Consider the following 20,366-nt stretch of genomic DNA (forward strand, 5'->3'; position numbering starts at 1 on the left):
CCCCGGCGCTCGAGGGGACTATCCGGGCGGTTCAGGCGACGACGGTTTCTTCGAGCAGCTGGAGCGGATGTTCGATCTCGTAGCCGGTGCCGTGTTCCATCTGCATCGCGCAGGTGGGACACTCCGTCATCCCCACCTCGCCCTCGGCGTCTTCCATGTGATCGAACATCTCCTCGCCGATCTGCATCGACTTCTCGTACTTCTCGCTCTTCCAGCCGTAGGTGCCGGAGATCCCCGAACAGGAGTCGCCGACGTCCTCCATCTCGACGCCGTCGACGTCGCGGAACGTCTCGACCGCCTGCCGCGCGAGCCCCTGGTTGCGGGCGTGACACGGCGCGTGGTACGCGAGTTCGCGGTCGTCCTCGGGGCCGCCGCTCTCGGCGAGCGCGCCGTCCAGGTCCTCGTGGATCCGGAGGTACTCCAGCGCCTCGAAGGTGTGATCGGAGACGTCCTCGATCCCGTGGATGTCGAACAGCTCGGGGTACTCCTGGCGGAGCGACATCGAACAGGAGGTACACGACGCGATCACGTCCGCCCCGTCGCCGATCGCGGCGACCAGGTTCTCGACGTTCGTCTCGGCGTGCCGGCGGGCGTCCTTCAACATCCCGTTCGCGAACATCGGCGTTCCCGAGCACTTCTGCGGGGGAACCATCACCTCGTAGCCGAAGTGCTCGTAGACGCGCACCATCGCCTTCCCGACCTCCGGCGTGTTGTAGTTGGAGTAACAGCCGTGGAAGTACGCCACGCGCTTGTCGGGGTTCTCGACCTGCGCGCCGCCGCGGTCGCGCCACCACTCGCGGAACGTCCGGGTCGCGAACTCGGGGAACTCCCGCTCCTTCGGGATCCCCAGCACCTTGTCCATCGCCCAGCGGGCGGGACCGAAGTTCATCGCGAACGTGGAGAGCCGCGGGACCACGCTGGCCAGCCGCGCGGAGGTCCGGTAGTTCGCGAGGATCCGGTTGCGGACGTACTCCAGGGAGAGCTTCTCCATCTGCTCCTCGACGAACTGGCCGCGCGCCTCGTTGTGCATCTGCGAGAGGGGGACCGAGGAGGGACACGCGTCGTCACACCGCATACAGTTCGAACAGGAGGTGATCGACTCGTCGATGTCGTGGTCGTCCTTCCGCTTGAGCCGCCACTGCTCGGGCCCCTGGAACTTCGGTCCGGGGAACTCGTCGTCGACCTCCGCGACCGGACACGAGGTGTCACAGGAGGTGCATTTGTAACAGGAGTCGGCTCCGTCGCGCAGGTCGAGGTCGCCCTCGGGGAACACGTCGATCGGGTCGTAGGCGTCGGGGTCGAGCTCGGCCGAGTCGCTGCCGCCCGTTGCGCTCTCGACGCCGCCGTCGGTCGCGGTTCGTTGGTCGGTCGCGGTCCGCGGATCCGTCGAGGTTCGCGGGTCCATCGCTTCCCCGGCCCCGCTTCCGGCAGCCTCGTCCCCCTCGCCCTCCTCGTCGTCCGGCACGAAGATCGCCGGCTGCTCGTCGCGGCCGAGCTCCGGAACCCCCGGCCGTGAGCGCGTCCCGTCGTCCGCGTCGCCGTGCCGTTCGGAAGCCCCGGTTCCACTCGCCTCGTCGCCGTCGTCCCCTGTGTGTCGTGTCATTGCTGAACCTCCCGTGCCGCCTCCCGACCGGCCACGAGGCCGGTCGCGAGCGAGACGCCGCTCGCCGATTTCTCCCGTGCCACGTCCGCGCCGCCGACGACGCCGCCGGCGACCCGGACGTCGTCGTACGCCACCTCTCCCGCCGCGTCGAGCGGGCGGAGCCGCTCGTCCGGTCGCACGCCGAACCGCGCGTACGGCTGCTCGCCGAACGCGTCGTCGACGAACCACTCGTACCGGTCCGCCGGCTGCGGGACGTGGAGGTCGAGGACGGGCTCCCGGACGCCCTCGCGGTCCGAGTCGAGCCCCTTCCCGACCAGCCCGCCCGTCGCGAGCACGACCGCCTCCGCGCCGTACGGCACCTCGCTTCCCTTCCGGTCCATCACGAGGTGGTCGATCCGGTCGTCGCCGTCGACCTCGTACCCCACCGCGGGCGTCCCCGTCTCGAACCGAACCCCCGCGTCGTCGAGCGCGTCGTACAGCAGGTCCTCGAGCCGGAGCCCCGGCAGGCTCGGCGGGCCCATCGGTATCTCGAAGACGTCCGCGCCGAGCCGGTCCGCGAGGTCGGCCCGGACCTCCGCCGCGTGGTCGTCGCCGAGGAACGCCGGAAACCCGACCCGCTCCACGCGGTCGACGCCGCCCTCGTCGTCGACGACGTCGTGGAGGTGCGGCCCGACCGCCTTCGCCAGCGCCTCGCGGGCCGGCGTTCCGTCGATCGGCTCGTCGCGGTCGAGCGCCTTCGCGAGGCGCGTTATCTTCGCGTCCGCGCGGAACGCCTCCGCGAACTCCACCTCCGTTCCCGCGACGTCGAACGGGACGCCCGCCGCCGCGAGCCGGTCGGCGAACGCCCGCGCGTCGTACTCGGTGAGCGAGCGGAACCCCACGATCAGCGTCGGGCGGTCGTCGCTCGCGAGCGCCGCCGCCGCCGACGCGGGATAGCGGGCGGTGGGCTTCACGCTCCCGCCGAAAGTGGGGACCAGGGCGTTCCGGTCGGTGTGTCCGCCCAGGTACGCGTCGCCGACGAGGTCGTCGAACAGTTCGAGGCCCTCCCGCAGCGCGTCCGCGCCGACGAGCCGATACGGGTGGTCGTCGGGGAGCCGGTCCATCGCCTCGAACGGGTCCGCGAGCGGCCCCTCGGGGTCGGGCCACTCGTCGGGATCGAGGTTCCGGCCCGCGGTCGGCGGCCCCTCCCGGAGGGGTTTCGACGGCTCGGTCGCCGGGACGTAGCCGAGCGCGTCGATCAGCCCCGACGCCTGCCGGAGCGTGCTCGCCTTGTGGGAGACGAGCCGGACGTCGGCCCCCTCCCGTGCGGCCGCGACCGCGGCCGTGATCCCCGCGAGCCCGCCGCCGACGACGAGGACCTCGCTATCGATCGCCATGCTGGCCCCCGTTCCTCTCGTCGCCGTCGGCCGTCTCGAGCCCGCCGTCCGTCGCCGTGACGCCGGCCGGGGAGTCGTCCGAGCCGGACCCGCCCGTCCCGGAGCCCTCGGCGTCCGGGTCGACCCCGGCGTCGAACGCCCCGAAGTCGACGTCGGCGTCGGTCGTCGCGGGGTCGCCGTCGCGGTTCATCGTGGTGGCGTGGAGCAGGTGGTTCAACATCGCCTGCGAGAGCTGTCGTCCCCACAGCGCGTGCCGCTGGCCCTTCCAGCGCTCCTGGTAGAGTTCGTCCTCCGCGTCGCGGACCACCCTCCCGGGGTACTCCTGTGCCAGCTCCGACGCGATCCGGTGGGTACAGAAGCCGCCCTGACAGTTGCCCATCGAGGCGCGGGTGCGGAGCCGGACCGCGTTCAGATCGGAGCCCGCGTCGTCGATCGCGTCGCGGACCTCCGCGCGGGTGACGCCCTCGCACTCGCAGACGACGGGGTTCGGATCGGTACCCGAGAGCACGTCGTCGGTCCGGGAGCCGAGCCGCTGGGCGGACCGGCGGCCGATCGGCGACCGGATCCCGAACTCCTCCATGTAGTCGCGCAGGACGCTGAAGTCCTCGGAGCCGGGCAGCGGCGCGTCGGCGGTGTCGCAGTCGGCGTCGTGGTCCAGCTTCTCACAGACGTGGTCGGTGATCGACTCGGCCATCATCCGGTAGGTCGTGAGCTTCCCGCCGACGATGCTCGTCATGCCGGGGAGCTCGTCGCGCTCGCCGTGGTCGAGCAGGAAGTAGTCACGGGTGATGTCGGTGGGGTCGTCGGTGCCGGTTCCGGGCGGCTCATACAGGGGTCTGACGCCCCAGAACGACCGGAGCGTGCGGGCGTCCTTCAGGGCGGGTACGAGCTCCGAAAGGGTCTCGATCATGAGGTCGACCTCCCACTCCTCCTCGGGGTAGTCCTCGGGGTCGTCGACCTCCTCGTCCGTCGTCCCCAGGATGCAGGCGGTCTCGTGGGGGACGACGATGTCCGCGTCGCCCTTCGGTCGGCAGCGGTTGATCACGGTGTCGACCTGTCTGGTGTTCATCACGGTCATCACGCCCTTCGAGGGACGGACCTCCACGTCGACGCCGGCCATCTCACCGATCTGCCCGGCCCACGCGCCCGTCGCGTTGACGACGTAGCGCGCGTGGATCTCCTCGGTCGTCCCCGGCTGGCGGTGGACGCGCTTGCCCGGACCGCTGTCGTGTTCGATCTCGACGCCGACGACCTCGTCGTCCTCGACGAGCACGTCGGTCACCGCCGCGTGGGTCTCGACGCGCGCGCCGTGCTCCCGGGCGTCGGCGGCGTTGGCGACGCAGAGCCGGAAGGGGTCGACGGCCCCGTCGGGGATGACGATGGCCTTCTCCACGTCCCGTGCGAGGTAGGGCTCGCGGCGGCGCGCCTCCTCGCCGTCGATCACCTCCGCGGGGATGTCGCACGCGCGACACCCCTCCAGCTTCTCCTGGAAGTACTCCTCGGAGTCCTCGGGGCGCTTGACGAACATCCCGCCGGTCTCCTCGACGCAGTGGGCGGCGATGTCGCGCAACACCCGGTTCTCCTCGATACACTCGCGCGCGCTCTTCTGGTCGGAGACGGCGTAGCGACCCCCGCTGTGGAGGAGCCCGTGCATCCGCCCGGTCGTCCCGTGCGTGAGGTTCCCCTTCTCGACGAGGACCGCGTCGAGCCCCCGCCGCGCGAGGTCCCGTATCACGCCGCAGCCGGTCGACCCCCCACCGACGACGACGACGTCCACTTGATCGTCCATGTCATACCGCTTGGACCGGGATCACTTTACTTTACCTCCTGCACGGACCCGATCATAACTATCAGGGATATTCATACACTGACATCGGCGGTACCTCCGATGGATATATATACTACCCTTTTTTATGCTGGCTCCCTCCCGGATTTTAACAGGAAGATTATTATGGTAGTACATTATGTTCACGAATGGCGTGGTAGCTTCCGTGAAGATATGCCGTGGCGGCGACGACAGCGACCCCGCGTCCCCGGCCTTCGGGCCGGACGGCGGCCCGAAGACGACGTTTCGGGGCGGGGAGGATGACGAGTTGGGTCCCGGATCGGACCGGGACACGGACGGTGGCGTCGTCGTTGCGGCCGGACCAGCGCCGCAGGAGGGATCCAAAACATGACACAGTACGTCGGTGCGATAGACCAGGGGACGACCGGAACCCGCTTCATGGTGTTCGACCACGGCGGGCAGGTCGTCGCGAACGCCTACGAACAGCACGAACAGATCTACCCCAACCCGGGATGGGTCGAACACGACCCGATCGAGATCTGGGAGAACACCCAGGAGGTCGTCCTCGACGGGCTCGAGGACGCGGGCCTGGAGGCGGGCCAGCTCGACGCGATCGGGATCACGAACCAGCGCGAGACGACGATCGTGTGGGACCGCGAGACCGGCAAGCCGGTCCACAACGCGCTGGTCTGGCAGGACCGCCGGACGACCGACCGCGTCGAGGAGCTTCAGGACGCCGGCATGGTCGAGGAGGTCCGCGAGAAGACCGGCCTCGAGGCCGACGCGTACTTCTCCGCGACCAAGACCGAGTGGATCCTCGACAACGCCGAGCCGCTCAAGATGCAGAGCTCCCGCGGCGGCGACCTCCGCGACCGGGCTCGCGAGGGAGAACTGGTGATGGGCACGATCGACTCGTGGCTCATCTACAACCTCACGGGCAACCACATCACGGACGTGACGAACGCGTCCCGGACGATGCTGTACAACATCCGGGACCTGGAGTGGGACGACGAGCTCTTGGCGGAGTTCGGCGTGCCGAAGGAGATGGTTCCGGAGGTACGGCCCTCCTCCGACGAGGACTACTACGGCCACACCGACGCCGACGGCTTCCTCGGCGAGGAGATCCCCGTCGCGGGCGCGCTCGGCGACCAGCAGGCCGCGCTGTTCGGGCAGACCTGCTTCGACGAGGGGGACGCGAAGAACACCTACGGCACCGGCTCGTTCTACCTGATGAACACGGGCACCGAGGCCGTCGAGTCCGACCACGGACTCCTGACGACCATCGGCTTCCAGATGTCCGGCGAGCCCGTCCAGTACGCGCTCGAGGGCTCGATCTTCATCACCGGCGCGGCGATCGAGTGGCTCGAGGACGTCGACCTGATCAACAACGCCGCCCAGACCGCCGAACTGGCGCGGTCGGTCGAGTCGACCGACGGCGTCTACATGGTCCCGGCGTTCACGGGCCTCGGCGCGCCCCACTGGGACGGTCGAGCCCGCGGCACCATCGTCGGGATGACCCGGGGGACGAGCAAGGAGCACATCGTCCGCGCGACGCTCGAGTCGATCGCCTACCAGACCCGCGACGTGGCGGAGGCGATGGAGGCCGACTCCGGCGTGGAGACGACGAGCCTCCGCGTCGACGGCGGCGCGGTCAAGAACAACTTCCTCTGTCAGCTCCAGTCCGACATCATCCAGACGGAGATCGCGCGCCCGGAGGTCGACGAGACCACCGCGCTCGGTTCCGCGTACGCGGCCGGCCTCGCGGTCGGTTACTGGGACACGGTCGACGAGCTCCGCGACAACTGGCAGGTCGACCGGGAGTTCACCCCGGAGAAGGAGCAGGCCGAGGTCGACAAGCTGTACGACCGGTGGGGCGACGCGGTCGAGAAGTCGCTCGACTGGGCGAAGGACGACGAGGGGGACGAGTAGATGAACTCCGCAGTCGCGACCGGAGTGCTCGCGCAGGCCAGCGGCTGGAGCGCGGGCTCCGTCGACGCGGTGCTCGAGATCCTGCTCGACCCGACCATCTGGCTCGGCGCGGCCGCGGGCGGCGCGTTCGGTGCCGCCCTGGGCGCGCTCCCGGCGTTCATCTTCACCGGGTTCCTCGTCATCGCCGGCGTCTTCGGCGGCGACGCGGCCAGCGGAGCCGGCGTCGGCGTCGGCTTCGGCCCCGTCTTCGGTCCGCACATCTCCTTCGCCGGCGGCGCGGCCGCGTCGGCGTACGCCGCCAAGAACGGTCTGATGGAGTCCGGCTTCGACTACCACAACGCGAAGGACATCGGCTTCGCGCTCGGGAGCAAGCCGGACATCCTCGCCGTCGGTGCGGCCTTCGGCGTGTTCGGGATCGTGCTCGAACAGGTCTTTCGGAACCTCGCCGTTCCGACGGACCCGATCGCGTTCACCGTCGTCGCGAGCGCGCTGCTCCACCGGGCGGTGTTCGGCTACTCCGTGATCGGCACCGTCAGCGACAAGGCGAACGGGTTCATGGACATGGGCCCGTTCGAGCGCGGGGAGATGCGTGAGGCCGGCGAGGTGCCGGGCGACGGCGAGAAGGAGAGCGGAGATCGGCTCGCCGTCGAGCCGTGGCTGCCGAACATGTACAAGTGGTCGCACGTCGCGGCGATCGGGCTGACCGCGGGACTGGCGGCCGCCTACGCCGCGATCCAGACCGGGAGCCCGTTCCTCGGCTTCGGGATCAGCGCGGCGACGCTGCTGTTCTTGAACCTCGGCGTCGAGCGGATCCCGGTCACCCACCACATGACCCTGCCGGGGGCGACGGCGTACCTCGCCACGGCGGGGACCGGATACAGCCCGATCGTGGCGCTGCTTATCGCCGGACTCTTCGGGTTGCTCGGCGCGGTCGTCGGCGAGGCGTTCCAGCGCGTCTTCTACGCGCACGGGGACACGCACGTCGACCCGCCGGCCGCCTCGATCGCGATCACGCACACGTTCATCGCGATCCTCTCGATCGCCGGCATCCTGGGATCCGCCGTGTGGGTTCCCGGGGCCGTCTGAACGCCGCGTTCACGGCCGGTTTTTCACGCGGTCGGAAGCGCCGACGAAGACACTACGTACGCGACACCTCCGGACATGACTCCGACACCAATCGCGGTGATGAACCCGTGACCGAGACCGAACACGCCGGTTACTGCGAGCGAGGCGACGACCAACGCGATCCCCGCCGCGCCGTGGTGATAGGTTCCGGCGGTCGGATGCTCGGCCAACGGCTTCCGCTCCGACTCGGGAACTCTGACGCTGGCGTGATACGGCACGTACAGCCGAACGCCGATCCCGGCGATCGCCGCCACGATGGAGGCGACCTGGACGTCGACGACGACCTCCCGAACCGCCAGGAAGGCGAGGATCGCGACGACCAGCGCGAGCGCCTTGCTCCACCGGTCGGCGGCGACCACCGACTCGTGGAACGATCCTTCGGACATGCTCGCCGGAAAGCGGCCGGCCGGGTTAAGTGTGTGGTCGACGCGGGCCGCGTCGTCGGAACGAACCACGCGACCGGGGTGGATTTAACCCGGAGCGGGGCGAGCGGACGACATGAACACGTTGGGTCTCGAGAAGCGCGACGGACGGAACATGCTCGCGGTCGCGGCCGTCGTGACGCTCCTCATTGCCTGGACGGCCGAGGGAGCGCTCGGCGTCCGGATCGTGGCCGGCGCGATAGCCGGCCTCGTCAGCGCCGCAGTCTTCGTCGTCTCGACGCTTCTCATCAACCGATACAAGCCGGACCACTGGTAGGGAAGCGGCATCGACCCGACCGCGGTTCGCATCGGTTTTATTCCCGTATCCAGGAGGGGGTAGCGTGAACATCGACGACCGGATCGAGCGGCGCCTTGGATACGACACCGGGGCGGGCGTCTTCGTCGACTTCGACGCCGTCTCCCCGGTGTTCCACCTCGAGGCGCCGATCGGGCGCGGACCGGCGCTCGAGCGCCTGCTCGACGCGTTCAGTCCGGCCTTCTCCGGTGCGCTTCCCCCGAGCACCTACGTCCACGGTCCGAAGGGCAGCGGCAAGTCCGCCGTCGTCTCCGCGCTGTTCTCCCGTCTCACGACCCACAGCGGGCCGCCGCAGGCCATCCAGACGTCGACGCGGGCGGTCGAGCCGACGCTTCCGGGGTTCGTCTACGTGGACGCCAGGCGGGCCTCGACCCGGTTTCGGCTCTATCACGACACGCTCGCGGCCGTCGGCGACGAGACGGTGCCCGACCACGGCATCGGGACCGACGACCTCGCGGAGTCGCTCCGGAACGCGATCCGTACCGGACCCGACGTCGTGGTCGCGGTCGACCACACGAACGAACCGGAGACGCCGAGCGCGGCGACCGTCGTCGAGTGGCTCACCGACGTGAGCGGACACATCGTCCCGGTGTGTCTCGGCCGCGAGCCGCCCGAGGAGATCGAGTGGAGCCCCGACGAGTCGGTGCCGTTCTCGCGGTATCGCCGGCACGTGCTCGTCGAGTTGCTGACGAGCCGGTGTTCGACGGGGCTCGGCCGCGACGCGCTCACTCACGACCAGGTCCGGGAGATCGGCGAGTGGGCCTCCGGCGACGCTCACGACGCGCTCGCCGCGATCGCGGGCGCCGCCATCCGTGCCGAGCGCGCGGGCGTCTCGACGATCCGGCCCGAGGACGTCGACGCCGGGATAGACGAGGTCCCGAAGCCGTGCGTCTCCCTGGGACGCGTCCTCTCGCTCTCCGACAGTCGCCGCCGACTCCTCTACGAACTCGCGACGCTGCCCGAGTCGGATCGGTCCTCGGTGAGCGCCGCGACGGAGACGATCGCCTCGCGGCGGCGCGTCGACCTGTCGGCCTCGACGGTGCGTCGAGTGCTCTACGAGCTCGCGGACGCCGGACTGCTCGACCGGGTGACCGTGCAACGAAGCGACGGCAAGGGACGACCGCCGAGCCGACTCGTCCCGCGATTTCCGACGCTCGTCTACCGCGAGCTGTTCGATCGATCGGCGCATACCTGATCGGAACGCTCCGAACCGAACGGAAGACAGTTGTCGACGGCCCTCCGGACTTTCCGTATGGTTCCGCCCCTCGCGTTGGACATCGACGGGACGCTGACGACGGCCGACGGCCGGCTCGACTCCCGCGTCCTCGAGTTGCTCCCCGACTGGGAGGCGCACGTGGTGCTCGCGACCGGCAAGGCGTTTCCGTATCCGGTGGCGCTCGCGGGCTTCCTCGGCCGTGACGCGACCGTGATCGCCGAGAACGGCGGGGTCGTCCACGTCGACGACGAGACGAGCGTTCTCGCGGACCCCGCCGTCCCGCGCGCCGTGATCGAGGCGTTCCTCGATCGCGGCGGCGACCTGGGATGGGACGACGACGAGACGGTGAACCGGTGGCGCGAGACGGAGGTGGCGGTCGCCTCCGACGCCGACGAGGCGCTCCTCCGTGAGGTCGTCGCGGCCGCCGGCGACGACGTGACGGTCGTCGACACCGGCTACGCCTTCCACGTCAAGTCGCCGGGCGTGAACAAGGGGGACGGGTTGGCACGGGTCGCCGATGCGCTCGGCGTCGATCCGGCCGAGTTCGTCGCGGTCGGCGACAGCGAGAACGACGTCTCGACGTTCGAGACCGCCGGGACGGCCTACGCCGTCGCCAACGCGGACCCGGCGGCGACCGCGGCGGCCGACGTCGTCCTCGAGGCCGCGTACATGGACGGCACGGCGGCGGTTCTCGAGGCGCTCTCCGCGGGCGAGACTCCCCCCGGTCGCCGTCGTTGATCTCGATCGGCGTGCCCGCTGATCGCGGCCCGCGTCGGCACGTCCTCTCAGGCGTACGGGTACCGACCGGTCTCGCCGCACTCGCGACATCGAACGACCACGCGGCCGGGGCCGAGCCGGACCCGGCTCGTCTTTCCCGGCCGGAGGTACACGTCGCAGTCGTCGCAGGTCTTCCGCTCGAACTCGCGGGGGACGCCACAGCGGTTCCGTTCGGCGATCCGTCGCGCCAAACGGACGTACTCCCGCGCGCGGTCGTACTCGTCGTCGACGACCGCCTCCCGGGCGAGCCCGAACAGCCGCTCGATCCGTTCCTCGGGGATCCCCATACGCGTTCGGGGCGACCGCGGCACAAAGGCGTTGTCGTCGGGACCGGGACCGGCTCTCGAGTCCGAAACCCGGCCGACCCGCATCCTTTTTGAACGGTCCACGCCAACCGGGCGGCATGAAGGAATCCCTGATGGACGTGATCTGCTGTCCGCTCGACAAGGCCGACCTCGACCTCGACGTCGACGAGCGGGACGACGAGGAGATCCTCGAGGGGACGCTGGCGTGTACCGAGTGCGGCGAGGTCTACCCGATAGAGGACGGGATCCCGAACCTCCTCCCGCCGGACATGCGCGAGGAAGCCGCAGCGTAGACCGCCGTCACCGCGATCGAGACGGTCCCCTCGTCGTTCGCCCGAGCCGTCGCCGCCCGCTCTTTCGTTTCACTCTCGAACAGTGATCACCGGCACCGGCGCGGTGCGGACCGTCCGCTCCGCGACGCTCCCGAGCAGGACGCGATCGTCGCCGTGGTCGCCGGTCGCGCCCATCACGACCGCGTGGGCGTCGAGTTCGGAGACGGCGTCGACGATCGTCTCGACGGGATCACCGCGCTCGACGTGCCGACCGAACTCCGTGACCCCGTGACGCTCGGCCGCGGCGGCCAGGTCGTCGAGGGCGGCGGTCGCGGCGGCCGTCCCGTCGACGACGCTGTCGGGGGCGTCCGCGCCGTCCGCGCCGTCTCCGAGGAGTCCCGAGAGCGGGTCGAATCCCTCGTCGTCGACGACCGCCAGGCCGTGGACGGTGGCGTCGAGCGCGGCCGCGAGCGCGAGACCGTGTTCGACTCCGACCGCCGCGCCGGCGCTCCCGTCCGTCGGGATCAGGACCCGTTCGTACGGAAACACGCGACGCTCGTCCGGGCGCATCCGTGTCGTGAGCACCGGGACCGTCGAGTGCCGGACCACCTTCTCCGCCACGCTCCCGAGGAGGTGTCGCGGGATCCCCTCGCGGCCGCGCGTCGGCATCACGATCAGGTCGTGCCCCTCCCGTTCCGCGTGATCGATGATCGTCGGCGCGGGGTTTCCTTGGCGGACCGTGGCGTCGTGGTCGACGCCCGCGGCCTCGAGCGCCTCGGTCGCCTCCGAGACGACGCGGTCGCCCCGCCGTTCGAGGGCGTCGACGGTCTCGCCGCCGATCACGGTGACGCTGTCGCGGGCGGTGTCCGCGACGAACAGTACGTGAACCGTCGCGTCGGTACCGCTCGAGATGTCGGCGGCGTGGCCGAGAACGTCGGCGGCTCCGTCGCTCCCGTCGAACGGCAGCAGGAGGTCGTCGTACATGGGTCTCCTCGAGGTAGGACCTCCGGTGGCTAATGGGTTCGCATCGGTCAGATCCGGTCTCAATTAACTGAATCTTTTTTTGACCGCGGCGTGAGGTACCATCCGTGTCGACCCTCGCCGTCGAACTGAACGGGGACGAAGTCCACTCCATCAGCGCCCCGGACCGGTTCACTACGACCGCCCCGTTCTCGATCGAACTCGCGAACCGCGGCCGATCGACCCACGTCCACCTCCACCTCGACGACGACCTCGACCGGGTCGCGTCGATCGCCACCGTGAATCACTACGTCGAGGACGACGCGGTCAAACGCGTCCACGTCTCGGCCGTCGAGGTCGACGAACCCGTCCGCGGAAAGCTGAAGGTCGTGACGGGATACGGCTCGAACACGGCGTACGTCGACGTGCGGATCGAGCCGCCGCCGGAGGTGGCTCCCGACGAGGTGGTCGTCGACGAGCGGTTCGCGAAACCGCCCGAAGAGAGTCCCCCACAGCCGTGGCCGAGCCGGCTCGTGGCGGGGATCGAACGGGCGATAGAACGGGGCGGCGTGCCGGCGCTTCTCGTCTCGTTTCTCGCGGTCGCACTCGGCGTCGTCGCCGCGTTCGCCATCGACAGCGTGCTCGTCTTCCTCGCCGTCGGCTTCGTCCTCGCGGTGACGCTCGCGGCCACGCTGTACCTGTTGTCGTGAGGATTCGAATCCGCCACCGCGACCCTCCGGAACCGGGTCCGCGTCCGCTCCCGTCGTTCGGAGCGGATCCGCGCGCTTTTAAGCGTCCCGGCGGAACTGAGTGACATGAGCTTCGAGAAGGAAGACGAGGTCGTCCTCCACGACAAACACAGCGAGTACGACGGCGACACCGGGAAGATCACGCAGGTGATGGAGACCATGTTCGGCGACGCGACCTACACCGTGAGCTTCGAGGACGGCCAGGAGACGGGCGTTCCCGAGGAGTCGCTCGAAGCCGTCGAGAGCGAGGAGTAACCCCTTCTACCGCCGTGCCCGCAGTACCGTTCCACTACGTCGACCTCCGGGCGTTCTCGTACGCGACCGAGGACGAGAAGCGCGTCGAGCAGGCGCTCCGCTCGCTTCTGCCCGAGGACGCCGAGCTCGACCGCGTCGAGAACGTGGGCCACCACGGCGACCGGATCGTCGTCCTCTCCGCGCGGATCGAGCGAGCCGACGGGATGCGCCACGTGCTCGACCGGATCGCCGAGCTCGACGACCTCGACCGCGTGCTCGACGAGCTCGACCAGCGCGTCGACGACAACTGTGCGCTCTTCATGCGGCTGGACAAACAGGCGGCGTTCCGCGACGAGGTCCGGCTCGGCCCCGGGATCACCGTCAGGGCGAAGGTCGAGGCGTACCCGGCGAAGAAGGAGGCGGCCGTCGAGAACGCCCGCGACACCCTCTCGCGGCTCGCTGACGCGTCGTAGCGCGTCGTGGCGACGGTTCTCCGGCCGCCCGTTCCGTCTACTTCAGCCGCTCCGTGTCGATGCCGGTCCCGGGGGGCGAGACGATCAGGAAGCCCCGAAAGTGCATCAGCTCGCCGCCCATGTCCTTGACCTCGCGGGCGAAGCCCGCCGCGAGCTCGTTGAGGTCGCCCTCGACCGACAACACGAGCGTGTTGCCGTAATCGACGGTGCGGATCCACGTCTCCGGATCGGTCGTCCCGTCGAGGACGCCGAGGACGACGTCGCCGGCGTCGGCGAACGCCTCGTCCATCTGCTCTTCGGCGTCACGGAGGTCGAGGTCCCAGTCGCTCATACTCGAGCGTCGACTCACGCCGGCAAAAGCGTTCGGGCGCGTCCCCAGGCTCGGAACGCGCACGGATAAAAGCTCAATCGTCCGACTCGACATGTGCGAGGACGTCGAGGTTGTGTGCCCCGAAGGTCAGCTGACCGTTCGTGATCGCGCAATGTCTCGCGTCGGCCCACTCCCCGACCATTCCCGGCGAGAGCCGGTCGACGGTGTCCTCGTCGGCAACTGCCGGGGATCCGTCCGCGAGTGCCCCGCCGACCGCCTCCTCGATCCCGTCGACGAGGTGGTGGAGGAAGTACGCCTCCTCGCCCGGGTAGGGGGGCGTCACGAGCCAGTCCGATCCGCCGCCGGCGACGACCTCGGCGTCCGCGGCGGGCAGCGCCGGGAACAGTTCACGCCCCGTTCGGCTCCCGCCCGCCCGGTCCGGCGCGTCCATCGTCGCGTGGTAGACGTCGAGGACGGCCCGCTCTGTCGCCTCGTCCACGGTCCCGTCCCCCTCGAGCGACGGGACGAGGAACGTCTCCCCGTCGTAGGTGATCGGGAAGTACGCGAATCCGTCCGGAACCAGCCCGAGGAGCGGGTCGAGCGCTCGGTCGATGTCGACGAGGTCGAGGAACGCACAGCCGACGAGCAGGTCGTACGCCGCGTCGGTCCGACGAGCGACCTCGACCGCGTCGGCCGCGGCGAACGTCGCGGTCACGGACGAGCCGTCGGGGCCGTCGAGGCGGACCGTCCGCGTCGCTTCGGGATCGTTGCGGACCTCGCCGAGAGCGTATCCTGTCCCCTCGGCGTCTTTCACTCCCTCGGCCCACGCTTTCAGCTCCTCGACGGCCCGGTCGACCGACTCCTCGCGGAGGTCGTACCCGCGGTAGACGACCTCGTCGGGGAGGACCCCCCACTCGAGGAGCCGACGGAGCATCGATCCGGTCCCGCAGCCGACCTCGACGACGCGGAGAGGAGCGTCACGAGCGTCGGCGGATCGCACCGCGAGGGCCTCCCGCAACCGGTCGAGCGTCGGGCGGTGGAGCGCGCGGTCGTCGACGGTGCGTTTGGCCTCCAGGTATCGGGAGTGTTCGTACGTCGACGGTCGGGTCACGTCCGGTTCGAGGCTCTCGGAGTGGTTAAGTGCGTCCCACCCCGAACCGGGGACATGGAACACACGCGGCGGGTGCTGCTCTCCGGCGTCGCGGCGGGCGGTGCCATCGGCGTGACGGGTTGTCTCGGCGGAGGCGGCGGAAGCGGCGGGAACACGCTCGACACGGGCGAGTACGACTGTGACCTGACCGAGCCGAGCGCCCCGGACCTCGAGTACCGCCCGACTCTCGGCGATCCCGATGCGGACGTGGTCGTCCGGGCGTTCGAGGACTTCACCTGCGGGCACTGTGCGACCTACAAGCTCGAGCACTTCCCGGCCGTCCGGGAGGAGTTCATCGAGCCGGGCGAGATCCGGTACGAACACTGGGACTTCCCGATCCCGGTGAACGAGACCTGGGCGGTTCCCGTCGCCAGCGCGGCCCGCGGCGTCGGCGAGCACGGCGGCGACGAGGCGTTCTTCGAGTTCGCCACGGCGGCCTACGAGTCGCAGGGCGACTACAGCGGCGAGGCGGTCGGCGCGGCCGCGGAGACGGCGGGCGCGGATCCCTGTGCCGCCATCGCCGACGCCCAGTTCTCGACGTACGAGGACGCGTCGATGAGCGATCGCGACGAGGGTGAATCGATGGGCGTGAGCGGGACGCCGGCGATCTTCGTGAACGGCGAGCCGGTCGACGGCTACGACTCGGGAACGATCATCGACGCGATCGAGTCGGCGCTTTGAGCGGCCGACCCCGACCGGGTCGAGACGGCGACCCCCGAACGTCGGCCTTTTGACGGTTCGACGCGTTTTATAAACCAATGACGAGCGACGACCGCGAGGACCGCCGGCGGCTCGGCGCGGTCGTGCTCGCGGTGTTGGTCTCGCAGGTCCTCCTCTACCCCGGCGTTCCCGACCTCGTGGTCGAACTCGGCGCGCCCGCGGGCATCGACGCGGGGATGTGGTTCCTCGTCGCGGAGTTCGCGGCGTTCGTGACGTTCGCCGTGGTCTGGGGGGCCGCGAGCGACGCGCTCGGCCGGCGGGTCCCGCTCGTCGTCGCCGGCGCGCTCGGCGGGGCCGCCTCCTACGCCGCGCTCGCCGCGGTCCCGCGGCTCGGCCTCGGATTTTCGGCGGCCCTCGTCGTCCGCGTCGTCGGCGGATCGCTCACGATCGGGGCGTTCTCGCTCGCGATCACGATGCTGATGGACCTCGGCGGCGGCAACGGCCGCAACATGGGCGCCGCCGGGCTCGCGATCGGGCTCGGCGCGGCGGTCGGCTCCGTCGTCGGCGGGGCGCTCGCCGACGTCGGGCCGTTCTACCCCGTCTACGCCGGCGCGGTCGTGCTGGCGGGCGCGGGGCTGCTCGCGACGACCGTCGACGACCGCACGACGGGAGGGACTTCCGCGAGTTCGGGGGACGGCGATGCCGACGACGAGCCCGGATTCCGGGAGGTGATCGCACGCGCTCGCGAGACGCCCGGCCTCCTCGTCCCCTTCGCGTTCGGCTTCGTCGACCGCCTGACCGCCGGTTTCTTCGCGCTGGTCGGGGTGTACTACTTCCAGGACCCGGCCACTTTCGGGCTCTCGGCGACCGGAGCGGGCGCGACGCTCGCGCTCTTTTTCGTCCCGTTCGCGCTGTTACAGTCGCCGTTCGGGTCGCTCTCGGACCGGATCGGTCGGTTCGTGCCGGTCGTGCTCGGATCGATCGCGTACGGGATCGTCACGATCGGCGTCGGCGTCGCCCCCGTCTACCCGGTCGCGGCGGGGTTGATGACCCTCGTCGGCGTCTGTGGCGCGCTCATGGCCCCGGCGACGATGGCGCTCGTCACCGACCTCGTCGACCCGGCCGCGCGCGGGGCGGCGATGGGGGCGTTCAACGTGTTCGGCTCGCTCGGGTTCCTGACGGGGTTTCTCGTCGGCGGCGGCGCGACCGGCGCGTTCGGCTACCGGGCCGCCTTCCTCGCCGTGGGCGGGCTCGAGCTCGCCATCGCGCTGGCGCTTCTCCCGGCCGTACGCGCGGTCGCACCGCGGGTCGGTTCCGCCTCGTCGACCGGAGACGACTGACTCGGATCGCGACTCCTCGAGACGCTCGACGACGACCGTCGAACCCGACGGGTCGAGTCGAGCCTTTTTACCGCTCGCACGTCCTGGGATCGGACGACGAATGGACCTGCTCGTCGTCGGCGCGGGGGAGATCGGCCGATGGGTGGCGGACACCCTCACAGCCGAGGGCTCGCCCGTCGACGCGAGCGTGGCCTTCACCGACCGCGACGCCGACGTGGCGGCCGACGCCGCCGACGGCCGGGACGCCACGGCGGTTCCGGCCGACGCGGAGACGACACACGACGCCGTCTGTCTCTCCGTCCCGATGTCGGCGGTGCCCGACGCGGTCGCGGCGTACGCGCCGCGGGCCGAACGGGCGATGTTCGACGTCTCCGGCGAGATGACCGCGTCGATCGCGGCGATGCGCGAGCACGCGCCCGGCCTCGAGCGCGCGAGCTATCACCCGCTCTTCGCGCCGCCGCGGGTCCCCGGCAACGTCGCCGCCGTCGTCGACGAGCCGGGGCCGGCGATACGCTCGGTCTCCGCGGCGATCGAGGCCGGCGGCAACGAGGTCTTCGAGACGACCGCGTCCGAACACGACCGCGCGATGGAGACGATCCAGGCGGGCGCACACGCCGCGGTGCTCGCGTGGCGGCTCGCCGGCGAGGAGGTCCGCGAGGAGTTTCATACCCCCGTCTCCGCGGCGCTCGACGACGTCGCCGACACGGTCACGGAGGGCGCTCCCGGAGTGTACGCCGAGATACAGCGCGCCTTCGGCGGCGCCGACGAGGTCGCCGAGGCGGCCCGCGAGATCGCCGACGCCGACCCGGAACGGTTCGCCGAACTCTACGAGCGTGCCCGCGGCGACCGGGACCCGCGCGAGCGACACGAGTGACCCACCTCTGAACCGATCCGATCTCCATCCCCGAACCGACCGATACCCACCATGATCGACAGAACGGCGGTCCGCGACACTGCCAACTACCTGCGCCAGGTCCGCCCCATCGACCCCGAGGAGATAACCGAGTACATCGAGGGGACGCCGCATCCCGCGGTCGTCCGCGAGACGCTTCGCGAGGAGGCGTTCGACCTCCGGCTTCGCGAACGCGGGGACGGCAGCTTCGTCCCCGTCGACGACGACCCGGTCCGCCCGGCGGGGTGGGCACCGGACGCGTTCCCCGAGGCGTACGCGTTCGCCCTGGAGGACCTCCTGATCTCCGAGTTCGGCGCGAACTGGCACGTCGGCGACTCCGGCGACGAACTCCGGGAGACGATCCGCCGGCTCAAGGCCGACTACCTCTACGGCAACGACGTTCGATACGACCGGATCGCCGCCCTCGGCTACGCGATCTATCACATCTCTGACTACTACGCGGCGATCGGCTACGTCCTCGACGACCTCGCCGAGAACGGGCTGCTGGACCGGACGCTCCGCGTCCTCGACGTCGGCGCGGGCGTCGGCGGCCCGGCGCTGGGGCTCCACGACTACCTCCCCGAGGACGCGGTCGTGGAGTACCACGCGGTCGAGCCCAGCGCCGCCGCGGACGTCCTCGACCGCCTGCTCGAGGAGACCGGCCGGAACTTCCGCGCGACGGTCCACCGGACGACCGCCGAGTCGACGTTCGGGCTCGAAGATACGGGGAGCGACGCCGGCTCGATCCTGGACGACCCTTTCGATCTGGTGCTGTTCGGGAACGTCCTCTCCGAACTCTCGGACCCGGCGGCCGTCCTCGAGGCCTCTCTGGACGCGCTCGCCGCGGACGGGAGCGTGATCGCGCTCGCGCCGGCGGACCGCGAGACCGCGATCGGGCTCCGCCGAGCCGAGCGGGCGGTCGCGACCCCCGACGGCGGCGTCGAGATCTACTCGCCGACCCTCCGGCTCTGGCCCGACGCGAGCGCGACCGACCGGGGATGGTCCTTCGACGTGCGGGCGGACCTCGCGGTCCCGCCGTTCCAGCGCCGGCTCGACGAGGCGGCCGTCCGCGAGGCGACCGACGAGCCGGGCGAGTTCCACAACGTCGACGTCCAGTTCGCCTACTCGATCCTCCGAACCGACGGGAAACGTCGAGTGGACGTCCAAGCGAGCGACGACCGCTGTGCGAGAATGGCCGACTCCGAGGAACACGTCACCGACCGCGTGAACCTCCTCGCGGTGAAACTCAGCCACGACCTCAGCGACGGGAAAAACGCGGTGTACCGCGTCGGCGACGGCTCACAGTCCGTCGACCACTACCTCGTCTGTACGCGCGAGACGGTCCTCAACGACGGCCTTCGGGAGGCCGACTACGGCGCGGTCCTCTTCGTCGAGAACGGACTCGTGCTCTGGAACGACGACGAGGCCGCGTACAACGTCGTCGTGGACGACGAGACCGTCGTCGACGTCGTCGCGCGCTGACGACCGCTCGGAGGACGCGGCCGGACCCGGGAAGTCGGGACCCGGTCGGTCGAACGCCCCGGTGGAAAACCGATCGGATCGACATCTCCATCAGCCCGCTCCACCTCCTTCGGACATGGACTCTCCGACCGACGACGACTGGACGATCCCCGAAGAGACGCACCTCGGCCGGGTCGCCCTTCGCGTCGGCGACCTCGAACCGATGACCGCGTTCTATCGGGACGTGATCGGACTCTCGGTGCTCGATCGGAACGGAACGACCGCGACGCTCGGTACGGGCTGGACTCCGCTCCTCGAACTGACCGCCGACCCCGACGCGGCCGGGCGCGCCCGGACCGAGGCGGGACTGTTCCACACCGCGTTCCGGGTCCCGTCCCGTGCCGCGCTCGGCGACGCCCTGGAACGGATCCGGAACCGATGGGAACTGGACGGTGCCTCCGACCACGACGTGAGCGAGGCGCTGTACCTCGACGACCCGGAGGGAAACGGGGTCGAGGTGTACCGCGACCGCCCCCGTGAGACGTGGTCGACGGTCGGCGACGATCGGGTTCACATGGTGACCGAACCGCTCGACTTCGAGGGCGTCGCCGCGGCCGCGACCGGCGAGGAGCGAGCGCCGGCCGACACCGACGTCGGTCACGTCCACCTCGAGGTCGCGTCGCTCGAGGCGTTCGAGCGGTTCTATATAGCGGCATTCGGTTTCGACCTCCGAGCCACCTACCCCGACGCGCGGTTCGTCGCCGCCGGCGGCTACCACCACCACGTCGGGGCGAACACGTGGAGCGGGCGCACGGAGCCCGCAGGGGACGGACGCGGACTCGACTGGTTCGAGGTCGTCGTGTCGGACGACGCGCTCCGTCGAGAGCTCCGGGACCGTCTCCCCGCGAACCTCGAATCGACGATCGAAAACGGGTTCGCGGTCGCCGATCCGGACGGGATCGAGATCCGGGTGGTCGACGGATCGTAGCGGGCCGTCGCCGAGGAAAGAG

21 protein-coding genes and 1 pseudogene are annotated in these 20,366 nt (G+C 70.3%); 14 read left to right on the forward strand and 8 right to left on the reverse strand.

Annotation, left to right across the window (positions count from 1 at the left end; all coding sequences use genetic code 11):
• Positions 1-31: 31 nt before the first annotated feature.
• The 3 genes from EAO78_RS04370 to glpA are packed head-to-tail and all read right to left on the reverse strand — an operon-like array spanning position 32 to position 4,768.
• Positions 32-1,603, reverse strand: a complete 1,572-nt coding sequence (locus EAO78_RS04370) for an anaerobic glycerol-3-phosphate dehydrogenase subunit C (RefSeq protein ID WP_122104641.1) — start codon at positions 1,601-1,603, stop codon at positions 32-34.
• A complete protein-coding gene (glpB, locus tag EAO78_RS04375; RefSeq protein WP_122104642.1) occupies positions 1,600-2,979 on the reverse strand; it encodes a glycerol-3-phosphate dehydrogenase subunit GlpB in 1,380 nt (459 codons plus the stop codon). Before glpB ends, EAO78_RS04370 begins: the two co-directional genes overlap by 4 nt.
• Positions 2,966-4,768, reverse strand: a complete 1,803-nt coding sequence (gene glpA, locus EAO78_RS04380) for an anaerobic glycerol-3-phosphate dehydrogenase subunit GlpA (protein WP_122104643.1) — start codon at positions 4,766-4,768, stop codon at positions 2,966-2,968. Before glpA ends, glpB begins: the two co-directional genes overlap by 14 nt.
• 384 nt (positions 4,769-5,152) lie before the next feature.
• On the opposite strand from glpA, the gene glpK reads away from it, so the two are divergent.
• Both glpK and EAO78_RS04395 read left to right on the forward strand, forming a co-directional pair.
• Entirely contained in the window at positions 5,153-6,694 is a 1,542-nt protein-coding gene (gene glpK / locus EAO78_RS04390; protein WP_122104645.1) for a glycerol kinase GlpK, read from the forward strand.
• Positions 6,695-7,780: a hypothetical protein gene (locus tag EAO78_RS04395; protein WP_203227823.1), complete on the forward strand. Its 1,086-nt coding sequence runs from the start codon at positions 6,695-6,697 to the stop codon at positions 7,778-7,780.
• A gap of 23 nt (positions 7,781-7,803) precedes the next feature.
• Here EAO78_RS04395 and EAO78_RS04400 read toward each other — a convergent pair whose 3' ends face one another.
• Positions 7,804-8,205 (reverse strand): hypothetical protein, encoded by a 402-nt coding sequence (locus EAO78_RS04400; protein WP_122104646.1) that lies wholly within the window; start codon positions 8,203-8,205, stop codon positions 7,804-7,806.
• Between the two features lie 112 nt (positions 8,206-8,317).
• On the opposite strand from EAO78_RS04400, the gene EAO78_RS04405 reads away from it, so the two are divergent.
• The 3 genes from EAO78_RS04405 (at position 8,318) to EAO78_RS04415 (ending at position 10,511) form a co-directional block, all read left to right on the forward strand.
• A complete protein-coding gene (locus EAO78_RS04405; protein ID WP_122104647.1) occupies positions 8,318-8,518 on the forward strand; it encodes a hypothetical protein in 201 nt (66 codons plus the stop codon).
• Positions 8,519-8,582: 64 nt separating this feature from the next.
• Positions 8,583-9,752, forward strand: a complete 1,170-nt coding sequence (locus EAO78_RS04410) for a Cdc6/Cdc18 family protein (RefSeq protein WP_122104648.1) — start codon at positions 8,583-8,585, stop codon at positions 9,750-9,752.
• A 57-nt stretch (positions 9,753-9,809) separates the two neighbouring features.
• Positions 9,810-10,511, forward strand: coding sequence for an HAD-IIB family hydrolase (locus EAO78_RS04415; RefSeq protein ID WP_122104649.1), 702 nt, complete (start codon positions 9,810-9,812; stop codon positions 10,509-10,511).
• A 47-nt stretch (positions 10,512-10,558) separates the two neighbouring features.
• On the opposite strand, the gene EAO78_RS04420 is transcribed toward EAO78_RS04415, so the two are convergent.
• Positions 10,559-10,837 (reverse strand): ribonuclease P protein component 4, encoded by a 279-nt coding sequence (locus tag EAO78_RS04420; RefSeq protein ID WP_122104650.1) that lies wholly within the window; start codon positions 10,835-10,837, stop codon positions 10,559-10,561.
• Positions 10,838-10,953: 116 nt separating this feature from the next.
• Here EAO78_RS04420 and EAO78_RS04425 point away from each other — a divergent pair, with 116 nt between their 5' ends.
• Positions 10,954-11,148, forward strand: a complete 195-nt coding sequence (locus EAO78_RS04425) for a methytransferase partner Trm112 (RefSeq protein WP_203227824.1) — start codon at positions 10,954-10,956, stop codon at positions 11,146-11,148.
• Between the two features lie 69 nt (positions 11,149-11,217).
• Here EAO78_RS04425 and EAO78_RS04430 read toward each other — a convergent pair whose 3' ends face one another.
• Positions 11,218-12,111 carry a universal stress protein gene (locus EAO78_RS04430; RefSeq protein WP_122104651.1) on the reverse strand — a complete coding sequence of 298 codons (894 nt, stop codon included), beginning with the start codon at positions 12,109-12,111 and terminating at the stop codon, positions 11,218-11,220.
• Between the two features lie 104 nt (positions 12,112-12,215).
• Between EAO78_RS04430 and EAO78_RS04435 the strand changes: the two genes are divergently transcribed.
• From EAO78_RS04435 to EAO78_RS04445, 3 genes are all read left to right on the forward strand, one after another.
• The gene (locus EAO78_RS04435) at positions 12,216-12,797 is read left to right on the forward strand and encodes a DUF7524 family protein (RefSeq protein ID WP_122104652.1); all 582 of its coding nucleotides are present in this window, start codon (positions 12,216-12,218) and stop codon (positions 12,795-12,797) included.
• Between the two features lie 105 nt (positions 12,798-12,902).
• Positions 12,903-13,091, forward strand: a complete 189-nt coding sequence (locus tag EAO78_RS04440) for a DUF1918 domain-containing protein (RefSeq protein WP_122104653.1) — start codon at positions 12,903-12,905, stop codon at positions 13,089-13,091.
• A 14-nt stretch (positions 13,092-13,105) separates the two neighbouring features.
• Entirely contained in the window at positions 13,106-13,543 is a 438-nt protein-coding gene (locus EAO78_RS04445; RefSeq protein WP_122104654.1) for an RNA-binding protein, read from the forward strand.
• A gap of 43 nt (positions 13,544-13,586) precedes the next feature.
• On the opposite strand, the pseudogene EAO78_RS04450 reads toward EAO78_RS04445, so the two are convergent.
• Positions 13,587-13,874, reverse strand: a pseudogene (locus tag EAO78_RS04450) (DUF5779 family protein); the annotation flags it as partial.
• 73 nt (positions 13,875-13,947) lie between these two features.
• On the reverse strand, positions 13,948-14,964 hold the full coding sequence (locus EAO78_RS04455) for a methyltransferase domain-containing protein (protein WP_122104656.1): 1,017 nt from the start codon (positions 14,962-14,964) through the stop codon (positions 13,948-13,950).
• A 54-nt stretch (positions 14,965-15,018) separates the two neighbouring features.
• Between EAO78_RS04455 and EAO78_RS04460 the strand changes: the two genes are divergently transcribed.
• From EAO78_RS04460 to EAO78_RS04480, 5 genes are all read left to right on the forward strand, one after another.
• Positions 15,019-15,684, forward strand: a complete 666-nt coding sequence (locus EAO78_RS04460; RefSeq protein ID WP_122104657.1) for a DsbA family protein — start codon at positions 15,019-15,021, stop codon at positions 15,682-15,684.
• A 77-nt stretch (positions 15,685-15,761) separates the two neighbouring features.
• Positions 15,762-17,003, forward strand: coding sequence for an MFS transporter (locus EAO78_RS04465; RefSeq protein ID WP_122104658.1), 1,242 nt, complete (start codon positions 15,762-15,764; stop codon positions 17,001-17,003).
• A 100-nt stretch (positions 17,004-17,103) separates the two neighbouring features.
• A complete protein-coding gene (locus EAO78_RS04470) occupies positions 17,104-17,877 on the forward strand; it encodes an NAD(P)-binding domain-containing protein (protein WP_122104659.1) in 774 nt (257 codons plus the stop codon).
• A gap of 51 nt (positions 17,878-17,928) precedes the next feature.
• On the forward strand, positions 17,929-19,377 hold the full coding sequence (locus EAO78_RS04475; protein WP_122104660.1) for a small ribosomal subunit Rsm22 family protein: 1,449 nt from the start codon (positions 17,929-17,931) through the stop codon (positions 19,375-19,377).
• A gap of 115 nt (positions 19,378-19,492) precedes the next feature.
• Complete coding sequence (locus EAO78_RS04480; RefSeq protein WP_122104661.1) at positions 19,493-20,344, forward strand: VOC family protein; 852 nt, start codon at positions 19,493-19,495, stop codon at positions 20,342-20,344.
• The last annotated feature ends 22 nt before the right edge of the window (positions 20,345-20,366 follow it).

The organism is Halobellus captivus (assembly GCF_003697845.1).
Classification (GTDB): domain Archaea; phylum Halobacteriota; class Halobacteria; order Halobacteriales; family Haloferacaceae; genus Halorubrum; species Halorubrum glutamatedens.